At 65.6% G+C, this 21,621-nt stretch carries 18 protein-coding genes and 1 pseudogene; 4 read left to right on the forward strand and 15 right to left on the reverse strand.

What is annotated here, in order from left to right; all coding sequences use genetic code 11:
* Window positions 1–74 precede the first annotated feature (74 nt).
* Together B8V81_RS08850 and B8V81_RS08855 are read right to left on the reverse strand one after the other, a co-directional pair.
* Window positions 75–869 (reverse strand): Nif3-like dinuclear metal center hexameric protein, encoded by a 795-nt coding sequence (locus B8V81_RS08850; protein ID WP_028598770.1) that lies wholly within the window; start codon window positions 867–869, stop codon window positions 75–77.
* The gene (locus B8V81_RS08855) at window positions 866–1,783 is read right to left on the reverse strand and encodes a TolB family protein (RefSeq protein WP_101808168.1); all 918 of its coding nucleotides are present in this window, start codon (window positions 1,781–1,783) and stop codon (window positions 866–868) included. Before B8V81_RS08855 ends, B8V81_RS08850 begins: the two co-directional genes overlap by 4 nt.
* Before the next feature lie 282 nt (window positions 1,784–2,065).
* Between B8V81_RS08855 and B8V81_RS08860 the strand changes: the two genes are divergently transcribed.
* Both B8V81_RS08860 and gdhA read left to right on the forward strand, forming a co-directional pair.
* Window positions 2,066–3,052 carry a diaminopimelate dehydrogenase gene (locus tag B8V81_RS08860; RefSeq protein WP_028598769.1) on the forward strand — a complete coding sequence of 329 codons (987 nt, stop codon included), beginning with the start codon at window positions 2,066–2,068 and terminating at the stop codon, window positions 3,050–3,052.
* An 81-nt stretch (window positions 3,053–3,133) separates the two neighbouring features.
* The gene (gene gdhA, locus B8V81_RS08865) at window positions 3,134–4,504 is read left to right on the forward strand and encodes an NADP-specific glutamate dehydrogenase (RefSeq protein WP_101808169.1); all 1,371 of its coding nucleotides are present in this window, start codon (window positions 3,134–3,136) and stop codon (window positions 4,502–4,504) included.
* 143 nt (window positions 4,505–4,647) lie between these two features.
* Here gdhA and B8V81_RS08870 read toward each other — a convergent pair whose 3' ends face one another.
* From B8V81_RS08870 to B8V81_RS08920, 11 genes and pseudogenes are all read right to left on the reverse strand, one after another.
* Complete coding sequence (locus B8V81_RS08870) at window positions 4,648–5,346, reverse strand: SDR family oxidoreductase (protein WP_101808170.1); 699 nt, start codon at window positions 5,344–5,346, stop codon at window positions 4,648–4,650.
* A gap of 22 nt (window positions 5,347–5,368) precedes the next feature.
* Window positions 5,369–5,818: a VOC family protein gene (locus B8V81_RS08875; protein WP_101808171.1), complete on the reverse strand. Its 450-nt coding sequence runs from the start codon at window positions 5,816–5,818 to the stop codon at window positions 5,369–5,371.
* A gap of 201 nt (window positions 5,819–6,019) precedes the next feature.
* On the reverse strand, window positions 6,020–6,970 hold the full coding sequence (locus B8V81_RS08880; protein ID WP_101808172.1) for a metallophosphoesterase family protein: 951 nt from the start codon (window positions 6,968–6,970) through the stop codon (window positions 6,020–6,022).
* 286 nt (window positions 6,971–7,256) lie between these two features.
* Window positions 7,257–7,910 (reverse strand): hypothetical protein, encoded by a 654-nt coding sequence (locus B8V81_RS08885; RefSeq protein ID WP_101808173.1) that lies wholly within the window; start codon window positions 7,908–7,910, stop codon window positions 7,257–7,259.
* Window positions 7,911–7,991: 81 nt separating this feature from the next.
* Window positions 7,992–9,227: pseudogene (locus tag B8V81_RS08890) on the reverse strand (RtcB family protein).
* Window positions 9,228–9,265: 38 nt separating this feature from the next.
* Entirely contained in the window at window positions 9,266–10,093 is an 828-nt protein-coding gene (locus B8V81_RS08895) for a nucleotidyltransferase domain-containing protein (RefSeq protein WP_244912732.1), read from the reverse strand.
* A 275-nt stretch (window positions 10,094–10,368) separates the two neighbouring features.
* On the reverse strand, window positions 10,369–11,151 hold the full coding sequence (locus B8V81_RS08900) for an ABC transporter permease (protein ID WP_101808174.1): 783 nt from the start codon (window positions 11,149–11,151) through the stop codon (window positions 10,369–10,371).
* Window positions 11,152–11,163: 12 nt separating this feature from the next.
* A complete protein-coding gene (locus B8V81_RS08905) occupies window positions 11,164–11,982 on the reverse strand; it encodes an ABC transporter ATP-binding protein (protein WP_101808258.1) in 819 nt (272 codons plus the stop codon).
* A 93-nt stretch (window positions 11,983–12,075) separates the two neighbouring features.
* Window positions 12,076–13,086 (reverse strand): ABC transporter substrate-binding protein, encoded by a 1,011-nt coding sequence (locus B8V81_RS08910; protein WP_180968405.1) that lies wholly within the window; start codon window positions 13,084–13,086, stop codon window positions 12,076–12,078.
* Complete coding sequence (locus B8V81_RS08915; protein WP_101808176.1) at window positions 13,083–14,543, reverse strand: aryl-sulfate sulfotransferase; 1,461 nt, start codon at window positions 14,541–14,543, stop codon at window positions 13,083–13,085. Before B8V81_RS08915 ends, B8V81_RS08910 begins: the two co-directional genes overlap by 4 nt.
* 43 nt (window positions 14,544–14,586) lie before the next feature.
* Complete coding sequence (locus B8V81_RS08920; protein ID WP_101808177.1) at window positions 14,587–15,228, reverse strand: MarR family winged helix-turn-helix transcriptional regulator; 642 nt, start codon at window positions 15,226–15,228, stop codon at window positions 14,587–14,589.
* 371 nt (window positions 15,229–15,599) lie between these two features.
* Between B8V81_RS08920 and B8V81_RS08925 the strand changes: the two genes are divergently transcribed.
* Window positions 15,600–16,034, forward strand: a complete 435-nt coding sequence (locus B8V81_RS08925) for a DUF1284 domain-containing protein (protein WP_101808178.1) — start codon at window positions 15,600–15,602, stop codon at window positions 16,032–16,034.
* A 112-nt stretch (window positions 16,035–16,146) separates the two neighbouring features.
* Here B8V81_RS08925 and B8V81_RS08930 read toward each other — a convergent pair whose 3' ends face one another.
* Window positions 16,147–19,203 carry an S-layer homology domain-containing protein gene (locus B8V81_RS08930; protein WP_180968406.1) on the reverse strand — a complete coding sequence of 1,019 codons (3,057 nt, stop codon included), beginning with the start codon at window positions 19,201–19,203 and terminating at the stop codon, window positions 16,147–16,149.
* A 188-nt stretch (window positions 19,204–19,391) separates the two neighbouring features.
* Here B8V81_RS08930 and B8V81_RS08935 point away from each other — a divergent pair, with 188 nt between their 5' ends.
* Entirely contained in the window at window positions 19,392–20,270 is an 879-nt protein-coding gene (locus B8V81_RS08935; protein ID WP_028598758.1) for a radical SAM/SPASM domain-containing protein, read from the forward strand.
* A gap of 233 nt (window positions 20,271–20,503) precedes the next feature.
* On the opposite strand, the gene B8V81_RS08940 is transcribed toward B8V81_RS08935, so the two are convergent.
* Window positions 20,504–21,565, reverse strand: coding sequence for a BtaManbiosPhlase (locus B8V81_RS08940; RefSeq protein ID WP_101808180.1), 1,062 nt, complete (start codon window positions 21,563–21,565; stop codon window positions 20,504–20,506).
* Window positions 21,566–21,621: the final 56 nt, after the last annotated feature.

Genomic DNA, 21,621 nt, shown 5'->3' on the forward strand with positions numbered 1-21,621 from the left:
CGATGAAATTCGCCTAATCATTACCACATTCGGGAAAAGATGAAACGATGACCGTCCGAAGCGCCTCTCCGCGCTTACAGGTAGCGGTAAGGGTCGCCGCTTGGCGCGTACGCCACGGGCGCGCCGCCGAGCAGCGGAGCAATCCAGTCGGCCAGATGCTCCATGCCGGCGGCCTCGCTATGGAAATGCCCGACGACGAGCAGCGCCCGCCGGCGGCCGAGCAGCGCCGCGTCGCGGACGTACTCGCATGTCATCCACTCGACCGTCTCGCCGCACAGCACGGCGTCGACATCATCGCGCGCAGCCGCCCGCAGCTGGCGCTCTCCGCCCGGCGCGCCGACCTGCATGGCGATGCGCGAGACGGTCCAGTCCGGATCGCCGACGACGCGCACGTACGGCACGCCCAGACGCTCCTTGAGCTGCGCCGCCAGCTCGCGCACGGTCTGCTCCGGCAGCTGCACGACGGCGCCGTGTCCGCCGTCCGTCGGAGCCGGCCAGCCGAGCCGGCGCAGCATGCCTTCCTGGATGCCGTCCGGCCGGCGGCGATGCCAGTCGTCGTGGAAGCGCCAGATGGCGATGCCGTGCTCGTCGACGAGCGCGCGCTTGGCTCGGTAGACCGGATCGTCCTCCAGCCCGTCCGTCTCGTCGCGATGGTTGTACCAGGTCGGCTCGTGGGTGACGATCAGGTTCGCGCCGCTTGCCGCCGCCGCGCGGATGACGTCCGCCGTCGCCGTGAAGCAGACGAGCACGCCGCGCAGCGGCTGCGTCGGATCGCCGGTCTTGAGCGTGTCGACGGTCCCCTCCTCCGGCTTGACGCCCGCTTCCCGCTGGATGCGCGCGATCGCCTCTCCGATGGCAAGTCCGCTCATGTCCGTTCCCCCTTCTCTTTCCCCATCTCTCCGCCGGCCTGCCGGTAGCTGACAAAAGCAAGCTCGCGGCTGTCCGGCGACCATGAATTCACGTTGATCGTGCCCTGACCGCCGAACAGCTCGGCCAGCAGCCGGGATTCGCCGCCTAGAGCCGGCAGCAGGCGCAGCTCGACCTGCCGGTTCGGCGGATGGTCGGCCGGCTCGACGTCTCCCGCGCGGTAGGCGAGATAGGCGACGAGCCGTCCGTCCGGAGAAGGATGCGGGAACCAGCTGTTGCGATGCTCGTCGAACGTCATCTGACGCTGCCCGCCGCCGTCCGGCTCCATGCGCCACAGCTGCATGAGCCCGGAGCGCGTGCTGTTGAACCAGATTCGGCCGTCCGGCGCGTACTCCGGCCCGTCGTCGAGTCCCGGAGCGTCGGTGAGGCGCCGCTCCTCGCCGCCGTCCGAGCCGATGACGTAGATGTCGTAGGCGCCGCCGCGCTCGGCGCAGTAGGCGAGCGTCCGGCCGTCGGGCGACCAGCCGTGCAGATAGCTCGGCCCGAGCGGCGTGACGAGCCGCGGCTCCCCGCCTTCGACCGGCAGAACGTAGACGCGCGAGCGGCCGTCCCCCTCCGTATGATGGCTGACCGCGATCCGGCGTCCGTCCGGCGACAGCACATGGTCGTTGTTGCAGCGGTCCGCGAAGCCGCTCCCGATCTCGGCGACCGCTCCGCCCTCCAGCTCGAAGGCATAAAGCCTGCCGCCGCTGTTGAAGATGAGCCGCTTGCCGTCGGGCGTCCAGTTGGGCGCTTCGATCAGCGCCTCGAACTCGGCCCTCGCGCGGCGCGCGCCCGTGGAGACGTCGACCGTCTCCAGCACGCTCGTCACGCCCCGCTCCTGCGCCAGGCGCAGGCCTTCCTCATGGGGAAACATCTCGTTCTCCTCCTTGTCCCGGCTCGGATTCAAATCGCCGTCGGCCGCCCTCGCGGCAAGTCGAGCTTTGCGCCAGTATAGCACAGCGACAACGCGCTGATCACGGTTTTCTTTTACGGTCCGATAAGACCCGATTGCGAGCGGATCAAGGACCCGTCACACGATCGGAAAAGAATGAAATCAAGCTTTTTCGCTTTAAACCATTGACATGTGATGTCAACTTTGTCTATCCTCCTCCTAATGCCTGCACAAGACAGATTGACTGAAAAAGGGGCGAAAACGATGAACAAAAAGTGGAAAATCGGCATCGTCGGTTACGGAAATCTGGGCAAAGGCGTCCATAAAGCGCTCCGCCAAAACGCCGATCTCGAGCTGGCCGCGATCTTCACCCGGCGCGATCCTGCCTCGATGGAATCGGCCTGCGGCGATGCCGTATTTGCAACGATCGCGGACGCCGAGCTGTACCGGGACCGGATCGACGTCATGATCCTGTGCGGAGGCTCGGCGAGCGATCTGCCGGAGCAGACGCCGATGCTGGCGGCGGCATTCAGCACCGTGGACAGCTTCGACACGCATGCCCGCATCCCGGAGTTCTACGAGCGGGTCGATGCCGCCGCACGGGCCGGGGGCAATCTCAGCCTCATCTCGACCGGCTGGGACCCGGGGCTGTTCTCGCTGAACCGCCTGCTGGCGGAGTCGATCCTGCCGGAGGGCTCGACCGATACGTTCTGGGGCACAGGCGTCAGCCAGGGCCACTCCGACGCCATCCGGCGCATCCCCGGCGTGAAGGCCGGCGTGCAGTACACGGTGCCGATCGAGGCCGCGGTCGAGCGCGTGCGCAGCGGAGAGCGGCCGGAGCTGGCGACGCGCGAGAAGCATCTGCGGCAGTGCTTCGTCGTCGCCGAGACCGGCGCGGACCGGGCTTCGATCCGCGAAGCGATCGTCACGATGCCGAACTATTTTGCCGACTACGACACGACGGTGGAATTCATTACGGACGAGGAGCTGCAGCGCGATCACAGCGGCATGCCGCACGGGGGCTTCGTCATCCGCAGCGGCTCCACCGGCGAGGGCACGGGCCAGCTCATGGAGTTCGGCCTGAAGCTCGGCAGCAACCCGGAGTTCACGGCGAGCGTGCTCGTCGCCTACGCCCGCGCGGTATGCCGCCTGCGGGAGCAGGGGCAGACCGGGGCGCGCACCGTATTCGACATTCCGTTCGGCCTGCTCTCGCCCAAATCGCCGGAGCAGCTGCGCCGGGAGCTGCTTTAAGCCTTCCTTCCGCAAGTCCGCAAGTCCGCAAGTTCCTGGCAAGACGCATTCGCCACTACTTTGACAAAGGGGTCGTTCATCATGAGCTTTTCCGTGTCCGCCGGTTCCGAGGCCGGAGCCTACCTGCAGTCCGTCTATGAAAGCGTCGTCCGGCGCAATCCCCAGGAGCCCGAGTTCCATCAGGCCGTCCAGGAATTTCTCGAAAGCATGGAGCCCGTGCTCGTCCGCCATCCGGAGTATCGCAAGCATGCCATCCTGGAGCGCCTCGTCGAGCCGGACCGGCTCGTCTCCTTCCGCGTGCCGTGGGTGGACGATCAGGGACGGGTGCAGGTGAACCGCGGCTTCCGCGTGCAGTTCAACAGCACACTCGGTCCGTACAAGGGCGGCATCCGCTTCCACCCGACCGTCAACGCCGGCATCATCAAGTTCCTCGGCTTCGAGCAGACGTTCAAGAACGCGCTGACCGGCCAGCCGATCGGGGGCGGCAAGGGAGGCTCGGACTTCGATCCGAAGGGCAAGTCGGACCTGGAGATCATGCGCTTCACGCAGAGCTTCATGACCGAGCTGCAGAAGTACCTCGGCCCCGACGTCGACGTGCCGGCGGGCGACATCGGCGTCGGCGCGCGCGAGATCGGCTACATGTTCGGCCAGTACAAGCGCATCCGCGGCGGCAACGAGCCCGGCGTGCTGACCGGCAAGGGCGTCCAGTACGGCGGCAGCCTCGGACGGACGGAGGCGACCGGCTACGGCTGCATCTACTTCGTGCAGGAGCTGCTCGCCTCGCGCGGCCTGGAGCTCGACGGACGGCGCACGGTCGTCTCCGGCAGCGGCAACGTCTCGATCTACGCCATGCAAAAAGCGCAGGAGCTCGGCGCCCTCGTCGTCGCCTGCAGCGATTCGGCGGGATACATCGTCGATCCTCGCGGCATCGACCTCGAGCTCGTCAAGCGGATCAAGCTCTCCGAGGGAGGCCGCATCAGCGAGTACGTGCGCGAGCGTCCGCATGCGTCCTACCATGCCGGCAGCGGCGGCATCTGGAGCGTGCCATGCGAAATCGCGCTCCCTTGCGCCACGCAGAACGAGCTCGACGCGGCCGCCGCGCGGCAGCTGGCGAGCGCCGGCGTCATCGCCGTCGCCGAAGGCGCCAACATGCCGTGCACGCTCGAAGCCGTGCATCTGCTGCTGGCGGCCGGCGTGCTGTTCGGCCCGGCCAAAGCGGCCAATGCCGGCGGCGTTGCCGTATCGGCCCTGGAGATGGCGCAGAACAGCATGCGTCTGTCATGGAGCTTCGAGGAGGTCGACCGCAGGCTGCACGCCATCATCCGTGACATCTACCGCAACAGCGTCGACGCCGCCGAAGCTTACGGCTTCCAGGGCAACCTCGTCGCCGGCGCCAACATCGCCGGCTTCCGGAAGGTCGCCGATGCGATGATTCTGCAAGGCGTCGTGTAGCGGCCGCCGCCGAGCCTGCGGCCGCCAGCGGGCTCGACGCGAGCGGCGGGCTCAAGCGGAGAACGCGAACAAGCCGGGCCTGAACAAGGCCCGGCGTTTTGACGCGCGTCTGATGACGCTCTTGCTGCCGCCCGCCGCCCGGATCAGATCGCCATCGGCCTCCCCAAATAGTCGACGAAGCGGAAGCCCGGCGGCGCCTCGACGCGGCGCTCGATCAGGTCGGCGATGCCGCGGGCGCTCTCGCGCGGATCGAGCTTGGCCTGCTCGCCGCCCATGTCGGTGCGCATCCAGCCCGGATGCACGCTCAGCGCAATCGCCCCGCGCTCGGCGAGCACGCGCGACAGCTGCTCGGTGAGCAGGTTCATCGCGGCTTTGGACAGCGTGTACGGATAATCGCCGGGATAGGCGTTCGTCATGCTGCCCGCCTCGGAGGAGATGTTGATCAGCGCCGCGTCCGGTTCGGTCAGCAGCGGCAGCAGATGCTTGGCGACGCGCATCGGACCGTACAGGTTGATGTCCATCGTCGACTCCATGAAGGCGAGATCGAGCCGCTCGATCGGCGTCTCGCGAGCCTCCAGGACGGCCGCGTTGTTGACGATCGCGCCGAGCTGCCGCCCTTGTCCGCTCAGCCGCGCGGCCAGCTCGGCGATGCCCGCCTCGTCCGCGACGTCGAGCCGGACCGGCTCCAGCCGCTCGCCATGCTGGTCAGCCAGCGCCCGGAACTCCGGGCTCGGCTGCTCCGGCCGGCGCAGCCCCGCCAGCACATGGTGGCCGCGCCCCAGGCACTCGGCCGCCAGCTCCAGGCCGAGCCCGCGGCCCGCTCCGGTAATCAGGATGTTCATGTCAGGATCCTCCCTTTGCCGTCTAGTCGTTCTCCAGCAGCTCGACGAGCACCTTCAGGTCCGGCGCGGTGTCCATGTAGGCGTAGCGCCCGCCGGTATACTCGCCCTTCTGCTGCAGCGCGTAGCCCTTGCCCTCCAGCACGGAGATCTTCTCGGCCATGCCGGCGATCTGGAACGCGATGTGGTGGACGCCCTCTCCGTGCTCGTTCAAGTCGTTGCGCCACGTGCTCGGATGCTCGTCCGGCTCGATCAGCTCCATCTGCAGGGAGCCCATGTCGAAGAAAGCCAGCCGGGCGCGGGCCGGACTCGGCGCTCCCTCGAACTCGGTGCGCGCGATCTCCGGCGCGTCCGTCAGGATCGCCGGCGGGACGTCCATCCCGAAAAAGTCCGCGTAGACGCGGCTGGTCTTGTCGATGTCATGGACGAGAATGCCGATTTGGGTGATGACGTTCGTGCCGAGCAGTCCGGACATGGTGATTCCTCCCTTGGGATGCTTGTTGTTAGGCTCGTTTGGCGCATCCGGCGCCGTCCGAGCCCAGCTTCTGCGCCAGTATAGCATAGCGGCAGCGCGATGATAACGGTTTCTTCGCAGGAAAAAAGCGTAGCCGAAAGAGGAAGAGGCGGCGTTCGAGCTCCTCGTCCGCCGCCTCATTCGGTTCGTATTTTCGGCGTCCTAGGCCTTTTCGCCGGCCGCCGGCCGCTTCGCCGGCGCCTGCCGGACCTGCTCCCCGCCCTCGAGGCGCAGCCAGCTGTCGAAGTCCCGCCGCCCTTCGGTCAGCCGGATGACGCGCGCGCCGCGCGGAAAGCCTTCCTTGCCGTAGGTCGCATACCCGGTCGCCCGGCCGTAGCCGAGCGAGATGCCGTGCAGCTCGCCGACGTAGTCGTTGATATGGTCATGTCCGACGAATACGCCGGACACGTCGCCGCCCTCGAGCAGCGCGGCGAACATACCGCCGTTCACGCCGGCGCAGCAGACCGCCTCATGGCGCTCTCCGCGGCAGCCCTCCGCCTCCCACGCCTCGGCATGCTCCGGCAGCGGGATGTGGAAGAACATCAGCGCCGGAGGCGCCGCGCCCCCTGCCTGCCTCGCTCGCTCGCGCGAGCGCGAGGCGTACCATTCCGCCTGGTCGCGCGCGAGCCAGCTGTACCCGGGCACGCCCGGCTGCCGGGAATAGTCGCCGCTGTCGAGGAAATAGAGCGTCGCGCCTCCTCCCGGACCGTCGATCTCCAGCGCATAATTGCCGCAGCCGGTCACCCCCGGCGTATCGCCGGTCAGGCTGCCCGGCAGTCCCATGAGCGTCCGATGCAGCTCTTCGCGCGTGACGCCCGAGCCCGCCTCGGCATCGTGGTTGCCGAGCACGGCTGCCCAAGGGCTGCCGCTCGCGCCAGCGGCAGCCGTCGCCTGGCGGGCCGATTCGAGCGGCTCCGCGCAGGACTCGCTGTAGATGAGATCGCCGGTGAAGACGATCAGATCCGGCTTTTCCGCCTCCAGCACCTTTTCCATGAGCGCCCGCGTCCGCAGGTCCCGCTCTTCTCCGTTCTGCCAATGCAAGTCGGTGAACTGCACGATCGTGAACGTGCCGTCCTCCCGGAACGCCAGCCGCTGCTTCTCCCTGTTCTCCATGACCGCTCCGCCTCCCGGCTTCCTCGTCCGAGGAAAAGTTTGGATGCCCTGGGATCATTGTATCCGTTCGCGGCGCCGCTGTCAGGACAAACCCGCCGCACGCCCGCAAGCGGCACTCGCGGGCTCATGACCGCCTGCTCCGGACGATCCGGCCGGCGCGGCCGAGCGGCCGATCTGGAGACGGCAAAAAGCCGGGGCTTGTCTGCCAAGCCCCGGCTTTGCTATCCGTCCTATCCGTCCCCGAAACGCGCTTGCGCTCCGATGCGGTTCCTATTGAGCTGTCGCGCTATTGGCCCATCGCTTCCATCGCGTCCGGATAGACGACCGTCTGGAACACTTCGCCCGACGCCTGATCCTGCATCTTGACGGTCACCTTGTTCTCGTCCTGCGGCACGCCGTCGAACAGCCGGTAGTACATCGCCGGAAGCGCCACGCCTATCGCCGCGAACGCGTCGAACGAGCCCTCGAACTTCGCCTGGTCGACGATCAGCGTGAACTCCGAGAAGTCCTTGCTGTATTCGATGTCCTTGACCGACTGGAACGTCTCTCCGGCCTTCAGCTCGTCGATCGACGTCAGCAGGCTGGCTTTCATCTCGTCCATCATCTTGCCGTGCACGCTGCGCGGCATCTTGTAGGTGACGGAGCCGTCCTCGTTGCGCTTCACGTCCGTCACGCCGTTTTTCTTGGCGGCCTCGATGGCCGCGTCGAGCTCCTGGCCTTCAAAAAAAGAAGCCGGCAGCGTGATCTCGTGGTTCAGCAGCCCTTTGTCGACTTCGACGCCCTTGGCCGGGGATGCGGCCGGCGCCGCGGATGCCGCCGAGCTCGGCGCCGGACTCGATGCCGCGCCTTCGTTCCCGCCATTTTCGGAATTCCCGCCGCCGCATGCCGCCGCCATCGTCAGCAGCGCAGCCGCTGCCGCGGCTCCGATGATTCGTTTCATTTCCGTAGACCCTCCAGGCTGGTGATAGATTCCGCTTCTTGCGAAGCGCCCTTCTATCTATCGGCAGATCTGGAGGGAAATTCAATCTTTGTACGGATCATGCTCATCCGCGCCGGCCATGCAGACGCCGATCGGCCGCAGCCGGTGCAGCACCTCGATCGTGCCGGCATGGGCATCCAGCACCTGCTGCAGCTGCCGGTAGACGAACGGACTCTCGTCCGTGCCCGCGCCGCGCAGCTCGACGCCATAAGCCCGCACCGCCTCGCGCATCCGCTCCTCGCTGATTTCGCCGCCCAGGCGCCGGCGAGTCTTCCAGTTCATCTTGCCCGCCGCCTGCGTGCGGCTCATGACGCGGCCCGCGCCGTGCACGGTGCTCCAGCAGGCGTCGCGGTTCTCGTCCGTATCCCGTCCGCGCACGATGACGGAGATGTCGCCCATGCTGCCCCCGATGAAGCCGAGCTGGCCCGGCGCCGACGGCGTCGCGCCTTTGCGGACCACGACGCTCTCCCGGCCCTCATGCATCTCGCGTCAAGCGAAGTTATGGTGGTTGTGCACGGCGAAGTCCGCCTCCGCGCCGAGCAGGCCGAGCAGGCCGAGCACCTTGTCCATCACGTAGTCGCGTCCCGCATACGCGTAGCGGCCGGCGAGCCGCATCGCCCGCTCGTACATGTCGCCGAGCTCGTCCGCCAGCTCCAGCAGCACGGGCGGCTGGTCCATGCTCTCGCCCGGCGCCCGGTCCATGAACCGGCGTCCCGCCGCAAGGTTCAGGAACCCGCTCGCCGTCCGATGGCCGAAGCCTCGGCTGCCGAAGTGGTTGGCGACCCACAGCCGGCCCGTTCCTTCCTCCTCGAACAAGTCGACAAAATGGTTGCCGCTGCCGACCGTGCCGAGCTGGTCCCGCGCCAGCGCCTTCAGCTTGTCATGCTCCTGCTTGCCGACGGTCCGGTAGACGTCCCAGTCGGGATCGTCGAACAGCTCGTGGTCGACGCGCTCGCCGTTCACTCGGCCCACGCCGAACGAGACGTTCGCCGCGATGCCGTCCATGATGCGCCCGAGGCGCGGCTTGATGTCGCTCGCGAGCAGCGTCGTGCGCACGGCCTTGTTGCCGCAGGCGATGTCGTAGCCGACGCCCGACGGCGAGATCTGCCCGTCGTACGCGACGACGCCGCCGATCGGCTGGCTGTAGCCTTTATGATGGTCCGCCATGAGCAGCGTCTTGACGACGCGGCCGTGGGCGGCGCAGGTTCTCGCCTGCTGCAGCGCGCTCTCGTCGGGATCGCCCCAGACGGATACGCCGTCGATGACTTGATACGCCATGAATGTTCAGCCTCCTTGAAATTGAATCCTATGAAAAATCAGCGTGGCGCAGGATCGCTCCGTTCTGTCCAAGGCGCGGCATCGCTCTCGCGAAGCGCCGCTCGGAACCATGCGTCCAGCAGGCTGTCCGGCGGCTTTTCCGCCTGCGGCATCCGTCCCGCCTGCTCTCTCAGCTCCACGAGCCGCTGCTCCAGGTAGCGGTGCAGCAGCGGAAACGGCGGCTCGCTGTCCATTTCTTCTCCGCTTCGCTTGCGCCGCAGCAGCTCTTCGACCGTGTCCTTCAGCTCTCCAGCCGGCAGCAGCGCTTCGACCAGCTCGCGGAACGCCACCGGCGGAATGCCTCCGCGCTCTGCCAGCCACTGGCAGGCGAGCACCGAACGCAATACGTAGAAGTATTTCTTCAGCCGTACCCGCTCGCCCTGCAAGTAATCGCGGAAGTTGCCTTCCCCAAGATGGAGGTAGTGATGGATCGAGCTTCTCGGCGAATACAGGTCCGGCGTCATCTCGCGCATGCTGCCGACAACCGTGCCCCATTCGAGATAGCGGATCGGCGAATGCAGCCACTCCAGCAGCGGCGGGTTGGACTTCGCGAGCAGCTGAAGCGCCTTGCGGATGTCCCACCCGCTGAGGTCCAGCCGCTCCGAGATCGGCCGCTCGATGACGTCGCGTCCCGGATGCACGCTCAAGTACCACTCCGTCGGATGCGCGTACAGGAAGCGCACGTCGTAATCGCTGTCCTGCGAAGGAAAGCCCCACGCGCGGCTGCCTGACTCGCAGGCGTATAGAATGCGGACCTTTTCTTCCGACTCGATGCGCTTCAGCTCGATGTGGATGCGTTCTTCGGGGATCATGGCTGATGCCTGCATCTTCTTCATCCTCTCTCCGGTTTCCGCGGATTCCGTGCCACCATCATGCCTCATTCCAGCGGCGGGCACCAGGGCGGAAGTATGGCGAGGCCGTCGGCCAGAAAGCCATCTGGTGCGATTAATCATACAAATAGGTTGATTCTATATTCCTAATGCGCCGCAAGAGCCTCTCCCCCTTGACCTCGACTTGATTTTGCCGCAACGAAAATAGAGGAAAGCCAAAAAAGCGCATGGAAACTCCATGCGCTTTTTGCTGCAAGCCCGCTCCATCCCCTTTACCGCCGCAGGCTGCCCGTGCTCACGACGCCGTACCGGCCGAGCAGCTTGCGTCCGAGCAGCGCCACCGCGCGGTCGGTGACGAAGCCCATCAGCCCGAGGCTGATGAGGCCGACGAAGATCCAGTCGGTGCGGAAGAACAGCCGCGAGTTCCAGATGAGGTAGCCGACGCCTTCGTTGGAGGCGATCATCTCCGCGCCGATGATCGCCATGAACGACGTGCCCATCGCCAGCCGGATGCCGGTGAACATGTACGGCACCGTCGCCGGAACGACGACATGACGCACGATCTGCCAGTCGGATGCGCCCATGCTGCGCGCGGAGCGGATCCGGTCCTCCTCCACGGACAGCACGCCGGTAAGCGTATTGAGCAGTACGATGAACAGCGTCGCGTACAGGATGAGCATCACCTTGGACGTCTCGCCGATGCCGAACCAGATCAGGAACAGCGTGATGAACGCGATCGGCGGGATGAAGCGGATAAAGTTCAGGAACGGCTCGGCGAAGGCGCGGATCGCTCCGACCCGCCCGATGAGCAGGCCGAGCGGAATCGCGATCAGGCTGCCGAGGCTCCAGCCGAGCAGCACCCGGGTGAAGCTGATGCCGATGTACGACGGCAGAGTGCCGTCCGCCAGCAGCTCCCAGCCGCCGCGCGCCGTCTGCGCCGGCCCCGGCAGGATTTCCGGCCCGTAGGCCGAGGCGAGTCCCTGCCACAGCGCCAGCAGCCCCGCCCAGAAGGCGAGCTGCAGCAGGACCCGTTTCGTCTTGTCCGTGATGGTCATAGCCGTCTCCCCCTATTCGTCGAAATGCCCCTGGATGCGCGCATGCAGCTCATGGAACGCCGGGTCCGCGATGTCGCGCGGATAGGCGAGCGCCACGTCGTAGATGTCGCTGATGCGCGAGGACGGGCCGGGCGACATGATGCCGATGCGCCCGCCGAGCAGCAGCGCCTCCTGGATGTCATGGGTGACGAAGATGACCGTCTTGCCCGTATCGCGCCAGATGCGCACGAGCTCCCGCTGCATCGTGCGGCGCGTCATCGCGTCGAGCGCTCCGAACGGCTCGTCCATGAGCAGGATCGCCGGATCGTTGGCCAGCACGCGCGCCAGCTGGACGCGCTGCTTCATGCCGCCGGACAGCTCGCGCGGAAACTTGTCCTCGTGGCCCGTCAGGCCGACGAGCCCGATGTACCGGTCCGAGATGGCGCGGCGCTCCGGCGCCTTCGTCTTTTTCATGCGCAGCCCGAACTCGACGTTCTCGCGCACCGTCAGCCACGGAAACAGCGACGAATCCGCCTGCTGGAACACGACCGCCCGGTCCGGCCCCGGCCGCTCCACCTCGCGCTCGCCGACGCGCAGCCGGCCGCTCGTCTTGGCGACGAAGCCGGCGATGAGGCCGAGCAGCGTCGACTTGCCGCAGCCGCTCGGGCCGAGCAGGATGAAGAACTCCCCGCTCCGCACCGTCAGATCGACCTCGCGGAGGATTTCCTGCGGCTCGCCTCCCCCCGCATGCGGGTAGCTCTTGCTCAGCTGCTGGATGTCGATCTCATGGCCCGCCTCCGCCGCTTGCCGCTGCTGCGCCGCTGCCGGCTCCGACGTCCGCGCCGTCCTCATCGCTGCCGCCTTCGCCGCCCTTCTCTCGGCCGCTTCCTCCGCTGCCTGCCCCTGCGCCTTCCTCATCGCCGTACCCATCGCCCATCGCCTCCTCTATTCCTTCAATTCGATCACGCGGTCCGGGAATGCCGCCCGCACGAGATCCAGCTTCAGCTTGCCGTCCAGGTCGAAGTCCTGCTGGATGATGCCATTGTCGACCATGTACTTCTTCTGGCTTTTCAGCCCTTCGTAGGCTTTGTCGGTGAAGCCGATGCTCCACGGGTTTTTCGGCAAGTCCTTGAGCGTCGCTTCCCGCGGCTGCTTGACCGTCTTGTAAAGGATGTCCGCCGTCTCGTCCGGATTCGCCTGGGCGTAGGACGACGCTTCGTCGAGAGCTTTCAGGAATCCGGTCACCGCCTCGGGTTCCTTTTGCAGCAGCTCGTTCGTAGCGATCAGCCCGGTGCCGAGCCGGACCGGCGTCTTGGACATGTCGCTCAGCTCATGGACGCCTTCGATCGCGGAGAATTTCTCGTGGTTGATCGCGCCGAATACCCAGACCGCGTCGATCTCGCCCTTGCGCAGCGCCACGTACGCCTCGTCGAGACCGCCCTGGCCGATCAGCTTGACGTCGTCCAGCTTCAGCCCCTGCTCCCCCAGATAGACGTCCCACAGGTAAGGCAGGAACGTGCCCCGCAGGAAGCTCAAGCTCCGGCCCTTCAGATCGGCGCCGCTCTTCACGTCCGGCCGCACGAACAGCTTCCAGTCGCTCGCGCTCAGATCCGTCGCCGTGCCGGAGGAGGCGAAGATCGCATAATCGCCCTTGCTCACCGCGTTCAGCAGCGGGAAGTCCGCGCCGAAGGCGACGTCGACCTGCTTGATGAACAGCGAGTTCACGCCCTCGGCCGGCGTCGCGAACGTCACGAGCTCGGCGTCCACGCCATGCTTCTCGAAAAAGCCCTTCTCCAGCGCGACGCGGAACGTGATGTTCGTGGAGATGTCGGCGATCTTCAGCTTCACCTTGTCGACGCCGCTGCCCTCGGCCTCGCTGCCGCAGCCGGACAGCAGCAGCACGAAGAGCGCGGCTGCGGCGAGCGTCCCCGCCAGCCGGTTCAGTCGGATTCTCATGTCGGATCCTGCTCCTTTGCCTCTTCCTTGGCGATCGTCTCGTCGATGCGGGCGACGCATAGCGCGCCTTCGCCGTACTCGGCCGTGCCCTCGACCTCGACGACGGCCGCCGGTCCGCGTCCCGCCGCCCCCGGCAGCCGGAAGTCCGCGACGTCGAGCGGCTCGATCGCCGTCTCGACCGGACGCTCCGCCTGCGGCGCCCACTCGTACGGCGCGCGGTAGGCGCGGTACACCATGTTGGAGTTGCGCTTGTTTTTATAAGGGGAGATGTACTCCCAGACGAGCTCATGCTCGCGCGTCACCTCGAAGATGCGGCCGTCCGCGCCCTCGGTGATGAGCGTGTTGCCGTTCGGCAGCCGCTGCGCGCTGCTGATGTACGGGCTGTAGAACCGGTACGAGTCGAGCGGGGCCTGGAAGCCAGCCTCGGTCGGCGTGTACTGCCACTCGATCTGCAGCGTGACCGGGTTGATCTCCAGGATGCGCGAGTGGTCGCGGCGGGCGACCTTCACGCCGTCCGGCGCCTCGGCGTTCGGCGCGCCGTAGCCGCCCCAGCCGCCGTTGTCGAAGAGAAGGATGTTGCCTTCGCCCGGCAGCCCCTGCGGGATGAGATGGGCGTGATGCTGGCCGATGATCCAGCCGATATGCGCCAGCTCGCCGGAGTAGTCCGGGCCGAGCTTCCAGACGATGCCGCCGGTCTTCTTGTCGATGATGGCCGTGATGTTCGTCTCTCGCGCGTCCCAGATGATGTTGTCCGGATGGAACCGCTCGTCGCCCGCGTCATAGTGCTTGTTCGGGCCGAGGACCGACGCCGAGTTGATGTGCATCCAGTCGCCGGCGAACGTGCCGAAGCCGCGGGTGTTCGGGTCCCGGCGCAGCGCTTCGCGCGCCGCCTCGTCGAAGCCGAGCTCCTCGAAGTGGTCGCTGACCGCCCATTCCCAGACGACGTTGCCTTCCCAGTCGACCTCGATGATCGTGTCGTCGAGCAGCTCCTTGTCGGAAATTTCCGGCTTGGTCACGTTTTTATGCGCCAGGATGATCGTATGGCCGGAGTCGGTCTTCGGCTCCAGCCCCGGCGCGTAGTAGCCGACCGGATTGCCCTCGCGCTGGTAGTCGTGGTGCTGGCGGGCCATCCACTGCGGCGCGTTCTCGGGATCCTCGATGTATTCGTAGCGGTCGAATTTCCAGACGACGTTGCCGTCCCAGTCGACCTGCACGAGATTCTTCTCGTCCTGAAAGCCGTAGCGCGGATCGCGCTCGGCCGTGCTGCCGAGCACATAGCCGCCGGGGAACAGCTTGTTCGGGAATCCCCGCAGCCCTTTCCACAGCCGCACCTCGCGGCCGTTCATGTCGATCAGCAGCGCGCCGGTGTCGGCCGCCTGGAAGATCGTGTAGCCGCTCCAGGCCTTCTCGGGCAGATAGACCGTCGTGCCGGTCGGATAGATCGTCGGATGTCCCATGTTCATTCTCCTTGTCGTGTGGGGATGGTGGCGGTGCAGGCGATCAGTAGCCGATAAAAGGACTGCGGCGCTGCGGTGCGGCCGGCTTGGCCGGCGGCTCCGCCAAGGCGGACGGCGATGCATCCGGTACGGGAGCCGGCGATGCGGACGGTGATGCATCCGGTGCGGCAGCCCGTGCGGAGGCCTGCTCGTGCCGCTCCGTCACCCGCTCGGCGAAGCCGTCCAGCCGCTGCAGCAGCTCGCGGAACAGCTCGATGCGCAGCTCCAGCTCGGCTGGCCCGAGGCCGCCGAACAGCAGCTCGACCGTATGGGCGCCCGCCTCGCGGGTGCGCTCCAGCAGCTTGCGGCCGGCCGGCGTGATCGCAAGCGCGATCGAGCGGCGGTCGGAGGCGCTGCGCCTGCGCTCGGCGTAGCCGGCGCTCTCCAGCTTGTCGCAGAGGGCGGTCACCGCGCCGGAGGTGAAGTCCAGCCGCTCCGCCAGCTCGCCGAGCCGCTGCTCGCCCTCCTGCAAAATCGTGCCGAGCACGAGCAGCCCCGGCAGCGAGACGCCCTCCAGCGCGATCTTGTCGCGCTCCTTGACGAAGCGTCGGACGAGCTTGCGGAACAGCCAGTCGGCTTCGAGCTTGAGCTCCTCGCGGTCGGGTGCTGGCGATGGAACTTGGCGATTGTCATTAGAGTCGCTCATGCCGCTCCTTTCCTCGGACCGGCGGATGGATGCAAAAAGGCTCCCGTGCCTTCCCCGAGGTCGGGTGAAGGAGCGGGAGCCTCTGGCGGTCCAGTCGGCAGCCGAAATTAGTTTGGCCATAAGATAATGAATGCTCGTTGAACGATCGTCCATTGAATGAACGACGGTTGAATGAAGCCTGAAGCAAGAATAAAACAAGTTAACCAAGTTGTCAACTTGGTTTTTCAAGACGACAAGCAAAAAGCCTCCCAGCGGCCTTAAAGGCTCAGGCAGGAGGCTTTATCTTGGCTGTCATCGGGCTTTCGTCCGCCACATAGTCAACCTCTTGTGATATAGTTTTAGTTGACTAATCCAGGAAAGGCGGACTGCCCATGACCCCCATCGAGCTCCGAGGCCATCATCTGCTCTGCCTGCTCGGCTATCGCGGCAAAGGCTACTCCGACGGCTTCTGCGCCAACATGACCGGCATCTACGAACGGCTGCGCCGGGACCCGGAGACGACAATCCGGCTGACCGTCGGCCCGGATGCCGTCTGCGCGGCGTTTCCCGCCGACCAGCCCTCGCATTGCGAAAATGCCAGCGTCTACCGCAAGGACGCCGAGATTGCCGGACTGGTCGGCATGCAGCCCGGCGACGTCCGGAGCTGGGGCGCGATTTGCGAGGCCGTCGCCGCGCGCGTGCGGCCGGACGACATCGCGACGATCTGCCGCGACTGCCGCTGGGAGCCGTACGGCCTGTGCCGCGAAGGCGTCGCGCATATCCACGCCGATCCGGATCGGCGGCTGCGGGAGCTGCCGGAGGGATGAGCCCGAATCGAAAAAGAGCCGGGAGCCCGCAGGCTCCTGGCTCTTGAAGCGTAACTGACCGAACAGGGAGAGGCGATGCCGTATCCGCACGCGCCCGTCCGATGCGTTTCGGCTAGAAGCGGTAATCGACCGATGCGGCCATGATGTCGGCAAAGTCGGCATCTCCCGGCTTGACGTCGGTCCACACCTGCTTCGCCTGCGCGTTGCCGCTGCGACCAAGCAGGGAGTTGAACAGGCGAACCGTCTCCACCCGCGTCAGCGGCTGGTTCGGATGGAACTTGCCGTCGGCATAGCCCGGCAGCCAGCCGCGGGCTTCTGCGGAAGCGATTGCCGCTGCCGCCCAGTGGCCGGCCGCATCCGGGTAGCTCGGCACGGCGGCGGCCTGCTCTTGCTTGCCGTAGACGTTGAGCAGAATCTGCGCCATCTCCGCGCGCGTCACGGCGCGGCCCGGACGGAAGCTGCCGTCGCCGGAGCCGTTCATCCATCCTTGCCGGGCAACAATGGCGATGTCCTTGCCGGCCCAGAAGCCGGAGGGCACGTCCTTGAAACTTTTGGCGTCCGTCGCTGCCGATGCCTTTTTATCCATCGTGCGGCTCAGGATCGCCGCGACTTCCGCGCGGGTGACACTGCCTTGAGGCAAGAAGCTTCCGTCCGGATAGCCCTTCATATAGGCTTTGTATTCGCCTGCTGTCGGAGCAGGCGTCGGCGTGGACGTCGGCGCTGCCGTCGGCGTCGGCGACGCGCTCGGAGACGGCGTCCATGCCGGCCCGCTCGTTTCCAGCACTTCCGTTTCCTGCTTCGCCTTCGTGCGGAAGGCGGCGATGTCGCCATAGATCCGGCCTTCCTGGCTGTCCCCATACGCGCGGAATTCATACCCGGTGCCCGGCTTGAGCGAGTCCAGCTTGACGGAGATGCTGCCCGGGCCTTGGCCGCCGTCAATGACGATCCATGCCGCTCCGTCCGCCTGCTCGCGGTATTCCATACCGCGGCGCGACAGCGTTCCCTGCGCCGAGCCTTCGATGCGGGCCGACGTTTCCGCCACTTCGCTGGCGGCGCCGGTCACTGCAGCCGGATCGTACCAGGCGCGATAGTTCAGCACGGTCAGCTTGCCGCCGTGCATGTCGTCGACGATCGACACATGCGGGATGCCGTCGATGATTTGCAGGCGCAGCTCGGACGCGCCGCCGGCTGTGAACTGCGCGGCGCCCGCCGTCACCCACTCGGAGCCGTTCAGCTTGCGCACCGTAATTTTTCCTTGATCTTCAAAAGCGACATAAAGAACCTTTGCCTGCTCGTCTACCGCGACGTCCGCCAGCTTCGCCGGCTGCGCCAGCACAGGCGGCAGATTGGAGGCGGACCATTTCCGATTGTTCCAATCCCAGATCAGGACGGAGACGCCTTTGTCATCCATCGACAGAGCCATCGAGTCATAATTGTACTTGAACGGAATGAGCGCGCTTCCGGCCGGAGAAGCCGCCGCCGCGCCGCTGAGCTTTTCCCAGTTCATCGAGGGGTAATACACATAGCCATACACGTTCAGAACGCCGTTTTCAAAAGCGCTGACGGTAAAATACGCGGCGAACGTATCGATGATCGACAAGCCGCTGACGCGGCCGTCGCTGAAGCCCGGCGTGCCGAAGCTGCTCCACGCTTTGCTTCCTTTATCCCATTTTTTCATCGTCGCTTTGCCGTTTTCATCCGCATCCGCGTACACGAGCACCGGGCCGTCCCAGTCCATGCCCATTGCCAGCGCGCCACGCTCCCCGGCCAGCGCCGAGCCGGCCGATGGCATGGAAGTCCAGCTGCCTGCCTCGTATGACGCCGCCTTCACGGTGCCATCGCCGTCGATGAAGGAAACGTACAGCTTTTTATCATTGGGATTCACGCTGTTGAATGCCGCCTGGACGTTGGATACATGGCTTCCGATGAAGCCTGGGGCGCCGACATAGGTCCAGACGCCTCCCTCCATCTTCATGACCGACAGCGCTCCGTCCGCAGAAGCATCAGAGAAGGCGACGTAAGGAACGTTGACCGCATCGTAGAAGAAGCGATGCTCGCTGCCGGGCTCCGGCGTGAAGCCGGCCGGACCGACGAGCTGCCACTTGTAGTCGACGACATGGACGTAGGCGCTCGCCTGGACTTCGGCGGCATTGGCGAACGCTTCGCAGGAATCGCCCCCCGGCTCGACGCTCGCCGGCATTGCCCGGCGATCAAGCCTCGGACAAAGCGGCGTTCCCTTGAACAGATAGGTCCCTTTCCGGGCGCCGTCGAAAGCCGGCGTTCCCGAATCCCACTTGACGTCCAGCAACGCTTCGACGCCATCCTCGAAGCTGAACTCGACCCGCTTCGGCAGCTTGCTCTTCGCCTGCGCCAGCGTCGTGCCGACGACGACCGTCCGATCCTCGACCGGCGCCGCCCCGGTCATCTCGATGAGCGGCATGTTGATGATGAAGCGCGGGTCATCCGTCGCCATTTCTTCATAGCGGACGGTATTGCCGTCCGGCAGCTCGGCCGCTCCGCGGATGATGATCTGGCCGCCGGTCTCGTACTGCTTGTATCCGCTCAGCCGGCTGTCCCACTCGTACGCATTGAGATTCCAAGACACCGGATAGAGCTCCGAAGTGCCGTCGGTGAAATGAGCCCGCACCGTTTCCGGCATCAGCTTCTTCACCTCGTCCAGCGGCGTGCTGCGCGGCAGATCGAGTTCAAACGGCTCGAACCACGACAGCGTCCGATAGGCTTGGAATGCAGCTGCATTCGCGCAAAGAGCAACCGATTCGCCGTCCTTTTGCAGGCAAGCGGAATACTGATACGACTTGCCCGGCGTCAGCCCGCTGATCTGTCCTTGGAACGCGAGGCCCGCGGCGGCCGGATCGGCCGGCACCTTCTGTCCGTTCTGCGGAATTCCGGAAACGACATATTCGTCGACAAGGAAAAACCGCTCGTAATCCGGGCCCATATAGACTTGGTCCGCGACCGTCCCGTTCAGGACCGCCGACGTGCCGTTCTCGACCGCGTTCTCCGTCACGACTTTGTCCGAAAAAACGACCTGGGGCTGCGGCGGCACCGCCAAGGCAGATGCCGCGCCGAAGTTCCAGCCGGTGCAGAGCAAGGCGGCTGCGAGCAGCAGCTGCAGCCAAGGCTTACGTTGTTGATGTTTGATGTCCAAGTTGTTTCCCCCTAAAGCATGCTGTTGACCACCGACATATATCGGCATTGATCGACAAAAATATTAGCAAAGAGAAGGAGCCGAATGCCGCGCGAAATGGTATGATACACGAGGGGGCTCTGCATCCTTTCATCCATTCGCAGACGCCGCCGCCATCATCCCGCATCACCGAATCGAGGCCCGCACCGATGAAGAAATTCCAGAAATTCTATATCGAAATCACGAGCGTCTGCAACTTGGCCTGCCACTTCTGTCCGCCGACGCTGCGGGAAAAAAGCTTCCTGAAGCCCGAGGACTTCGCCAAGCGGCTGGACGAGATCAAGCCCTATACGGATTCCGTCTACCTTCATGTAAAAGGCGAGCCGCTGCTGCATCCGAAGCTCGACCAGCTGCTCGACATCAGCCACGACAAAGGCTTCAAGGTGAACATCACGACGAACGGCACGCTGATCGAAAAAAACAAGGCCAAGCTGCTCGGCAAGCCGGCGCTGCGGCAGATGAACTTCTCGCTGCACAGCTTCGACGGCCATGCCGGCTCCACCGACAAGGAAGCGTACGTCACGACGATCCTGACGTTCATCCAGGAAGCGCTGGCGTCGACGGACGTCCTGTTCTCGCTCCGCCTCTGGAACCTGCGCAAGGACAATGCGACCAATCTGGAGCTGAAGCGCAACCGCGAGGTGCTGGCGATCATCGAGCGCGAGCTCGGCCTGACGGAGCCGATCGAGGAGCAGTTCAAGCGCGGCTCGGGGCTCAAGCTGGCCGACCGCTTCTACTTGAACCAGGACCACGAGTTCGAGTGGCCCGACCTGAACGCCGAGGAGGACGACGGCAAAGGCTTCTGCCACGGCCTGCGCAACCAGGCCGCCATCCTGGCGAACGGCACCGTCGTGCCCTGCTGCCTCGACGGCGAAGGCATCATCAACCTCGGCAACATCAATCAGGCGAGCTTCTCCGATATCATCCAGGGCGATCGCGCGCAAAAGCTGTACGACGGCTTCTCCCGCCGCGAAGCGGTCGAGGAGCTGTGCCGCAAATGCGGCTACCGCAAGCGCTTCGGCACGTAGGCCGGGCTGCCGCTTCAGCGAGGCGCGCCCGCTCCCGCTTGGCCGTCCCGCTTGGCCGCCGGCGGATCGGCGGGCGGACTTGGTCTGGAGGATGCTCCGAGGCGCGGCGAGCAGACAGCAAAAAAGCATGGCTCCCTTGAAAGGGAACCATGCTTTTTTGGGCTTGCGCCCTGTCCAGCCCGATCGGGGACTCGCCGCCGTCCCGGCAGGACGGCGACGGACGCCCCATCGCCTCAGACCGGCTCCAGGCTGTCCAAAATCTCCGCGAGGCTGAGCTCGGCGCAGGCCATCGACGTATCGGCCGCGCCGTAGTACATGCGGACGACATCGCCGTCGACCAGCGCGCCGCACGAGAACACGACGCCGCCGAAGAAGCCGTCCGCCTCGTAGGCCGCATCCGGCTCCAGGATCGGCCGGCCCGAGCGGGCGACGACCCGGGACGGATCGTCCAGGTCGAGCAGCACCGCGCCCATGCAGTAGCGGTGGTCCTTGGTCGCGCCATGGTACAGCTCCAGCCAGCCGCGGTCCGTGCGGATCGGCACCGCGCCGCCGCCGATGCGGCCGCTGTCCCACATGCCGTCGCGCAGCCCGATCAGATGCCGGTGGTTGCCCCAGTAGAGCAGGTTGTCCGACTCGGCGATCCACATTTCCGGGCGGCCGCAGCTTTTGGTCGTCGGCCGGTGCAGGGCGTAATGCTTGCCGCCGATGCGCTCCGGGAAGATGAGCACGTCCTTGTTGTCCGGCCCGAAGATCATGCCGTGATGCTCCACGGTCTTGAAGTCCTTGGTCGAGACGAGCGACTCGCCGATGCCGACCGGCGACACCGCCGAGAAATAGATATAGTACGTATCGCCGATCTGCGTGATGCGCGGATCCTCGATGCCGAAGCTCTCCAGCGGCTGCGACGGATAAATGAACGGCTCGTCGTCGATCGTGAAATTCCGTCCGTCGCGGCTGCGGGCGATGCGCAGGTACGACAGCGACGTCAAGTATTCGAACGCCGGCGCCTGGTCGCGCCGCACGATGACGCGCGGATCGGAGAAGTCGTAGCTCTCGTCGTCCTTGCGGATCGGAACGAGGTCGAGCTCGCCCTTCTCCACGTTATAGACAGGGGCCAGCACGACGGACGGATCCGGGCTGACCGGCCGCTCCGCCACGCGCAGCAGCAGGATGACCTCCCCGCCGTATTCCGCCACCCCGGCGTTGAAGGCGCCGATCACCTCGAAATCGTCGCGATGCGGCTTCACGTCGGCCGGCGTCACCAGCGGATTTTGCTCATATCGGTAAACATTCATGCGTAGCAGCTCCTTCGTGGTCTAAGCTGTGCAGGCTCTCGCTGCATGCCGCCCGG

It is taken from the genome of Paenibacillus pasadenensis, assembly GCF_002864175.1.
Classification (GTDB): domain Bacteria; phylum Bacillota; class Bacilli; order Paenibacillales; family Paenibacillaceae; genus Paenibacillus_O; species Paenibacillus_O pasadenensis.

Excerpts from the sequence above, each read along its gene's own strand:
- B8V81_RS08900 (WP_101808174.1), bottom strand. The coding sequence starts at position 11,151 with ATGACCATCACGGACAAGACGAAACGGGTCCTGCTGCAGCTCGCCTTC.
- gdhA (WP_101808169.1), top strand. The coding sequence starts at position 3,134 with ATGAGCTTTTCCGTGTCCGCCGGTTCCGAGGCCGGAGCCTACCTGCAG.
- B8V81_RS08880 (WP_101808172.1), bottom strand. The coding sequence starts at position 6,970 with ATGGAGAACAGGGAGAAGCAGCGGCTGGCGTTCCGGGAGGACGGCACG.
- B8V81_RS08895 (WP_244912732.1), bottom strand. The coding sequence starts at position 10,093 with ATGCAGGCATCAGCCATGATCCCCGAAGAACGCATCCACATCGAGCTG.
- B8V81_RS08850 (WP_028598770.1), bottom strand. The coding sequence starts at position 869 with ATGAGCGGACTTGCCATCGGAGAGGCGATCGCGCGCATCCAGCGGGAA.
- B8V81_RS08855 (WP_101808168.1), bottom strand. The coding sequence starts at position 1,783 with ATGTTTCCCCATGAGGAAGGCCTGCGCCTGGCGCAGGAGCGGGGCGTG.
- B8V81_RS08910 (WP_180968405.1), bottom strand. The coding sequence starts at position 13,086 with ATGAGAATCCGACTGAACCGGCTGGCGGGGACGCTCGCCGCAGCCGCG.
- B8V81_RS08870 (WP_101808170.1), bottom strand. The coding sequence starts at position 5,346 with ATGAACATCCTGATTACCGGAGCGGGCCGCGGGCTCGGCCTGGAGCTG.
- B8V81_RS08860 (WP_028598769.1), top strand. The coding sequence starts at position 2,066 with ATGAACAAAAAGTGGAAAATCGGCATCGTCGGTTACGGAAATCTGGGC.
- B8V81_RS08885 (WP_101808173.1), bottom strand. The coding sequence starts at position 7,910 with ATGAAACGAATCATCGGAGCCGCGGCAGCGGCTGCGCTGCTGACGATG.
- B8V81_RS08875 (WP_101808171.1), bottom strand. The coding sequence starts at position 5,818 with ATGTCCGGACTGCTCGGCACGAACGTCATCACCCAAATCGGCATTCTC.
- B8V81_RS08925 (WP_101808178.1), top strand. The coding sequence starts at position 15,600 with ATGACCCCCATCGAGCTCCGAGGCCATCATCTGCTCTGCCTGCTCGGC.
- B8V81_RS08920 (WP_101808177.1), bottom strand. The coding sequence starts at position 15,228 with ATGAGCGACTCTAATGACAATCGCCAAGTTCCATCGCCAGCACCCGAC.
- B8V81_RS08915 (WP_101808176.1), bottom strand. The coding sequence starts at position 14,543 with ATGGGACATCCGACGATCTATCCGACCGGCACGACGGTCTATCTGCCC.
- B8V81_RS08935 (WP_028598758.1), top strand. The coding sequence starts at position 19,392 with ATGAAGAAATTCCAGAAATTCTATATCGAAATCACGAGCGTCTGCAAC.
- B8V81_RS08905 (WP_101808258.1), bottom strand. The coding sequence starts at position 11,982 with ATGAGGACGGCGCGGACGTCGGAGCCGGCAGCGGCGCAGCAGCGGCAA.
- B8V81_RS08940 (WP_101808180.1), bottom strand. The coding sequence starts at position 21,565 with ATGAATGTTTACCGATATGAGCAAAATCCGCTGGTGACGCCGGCCGAC.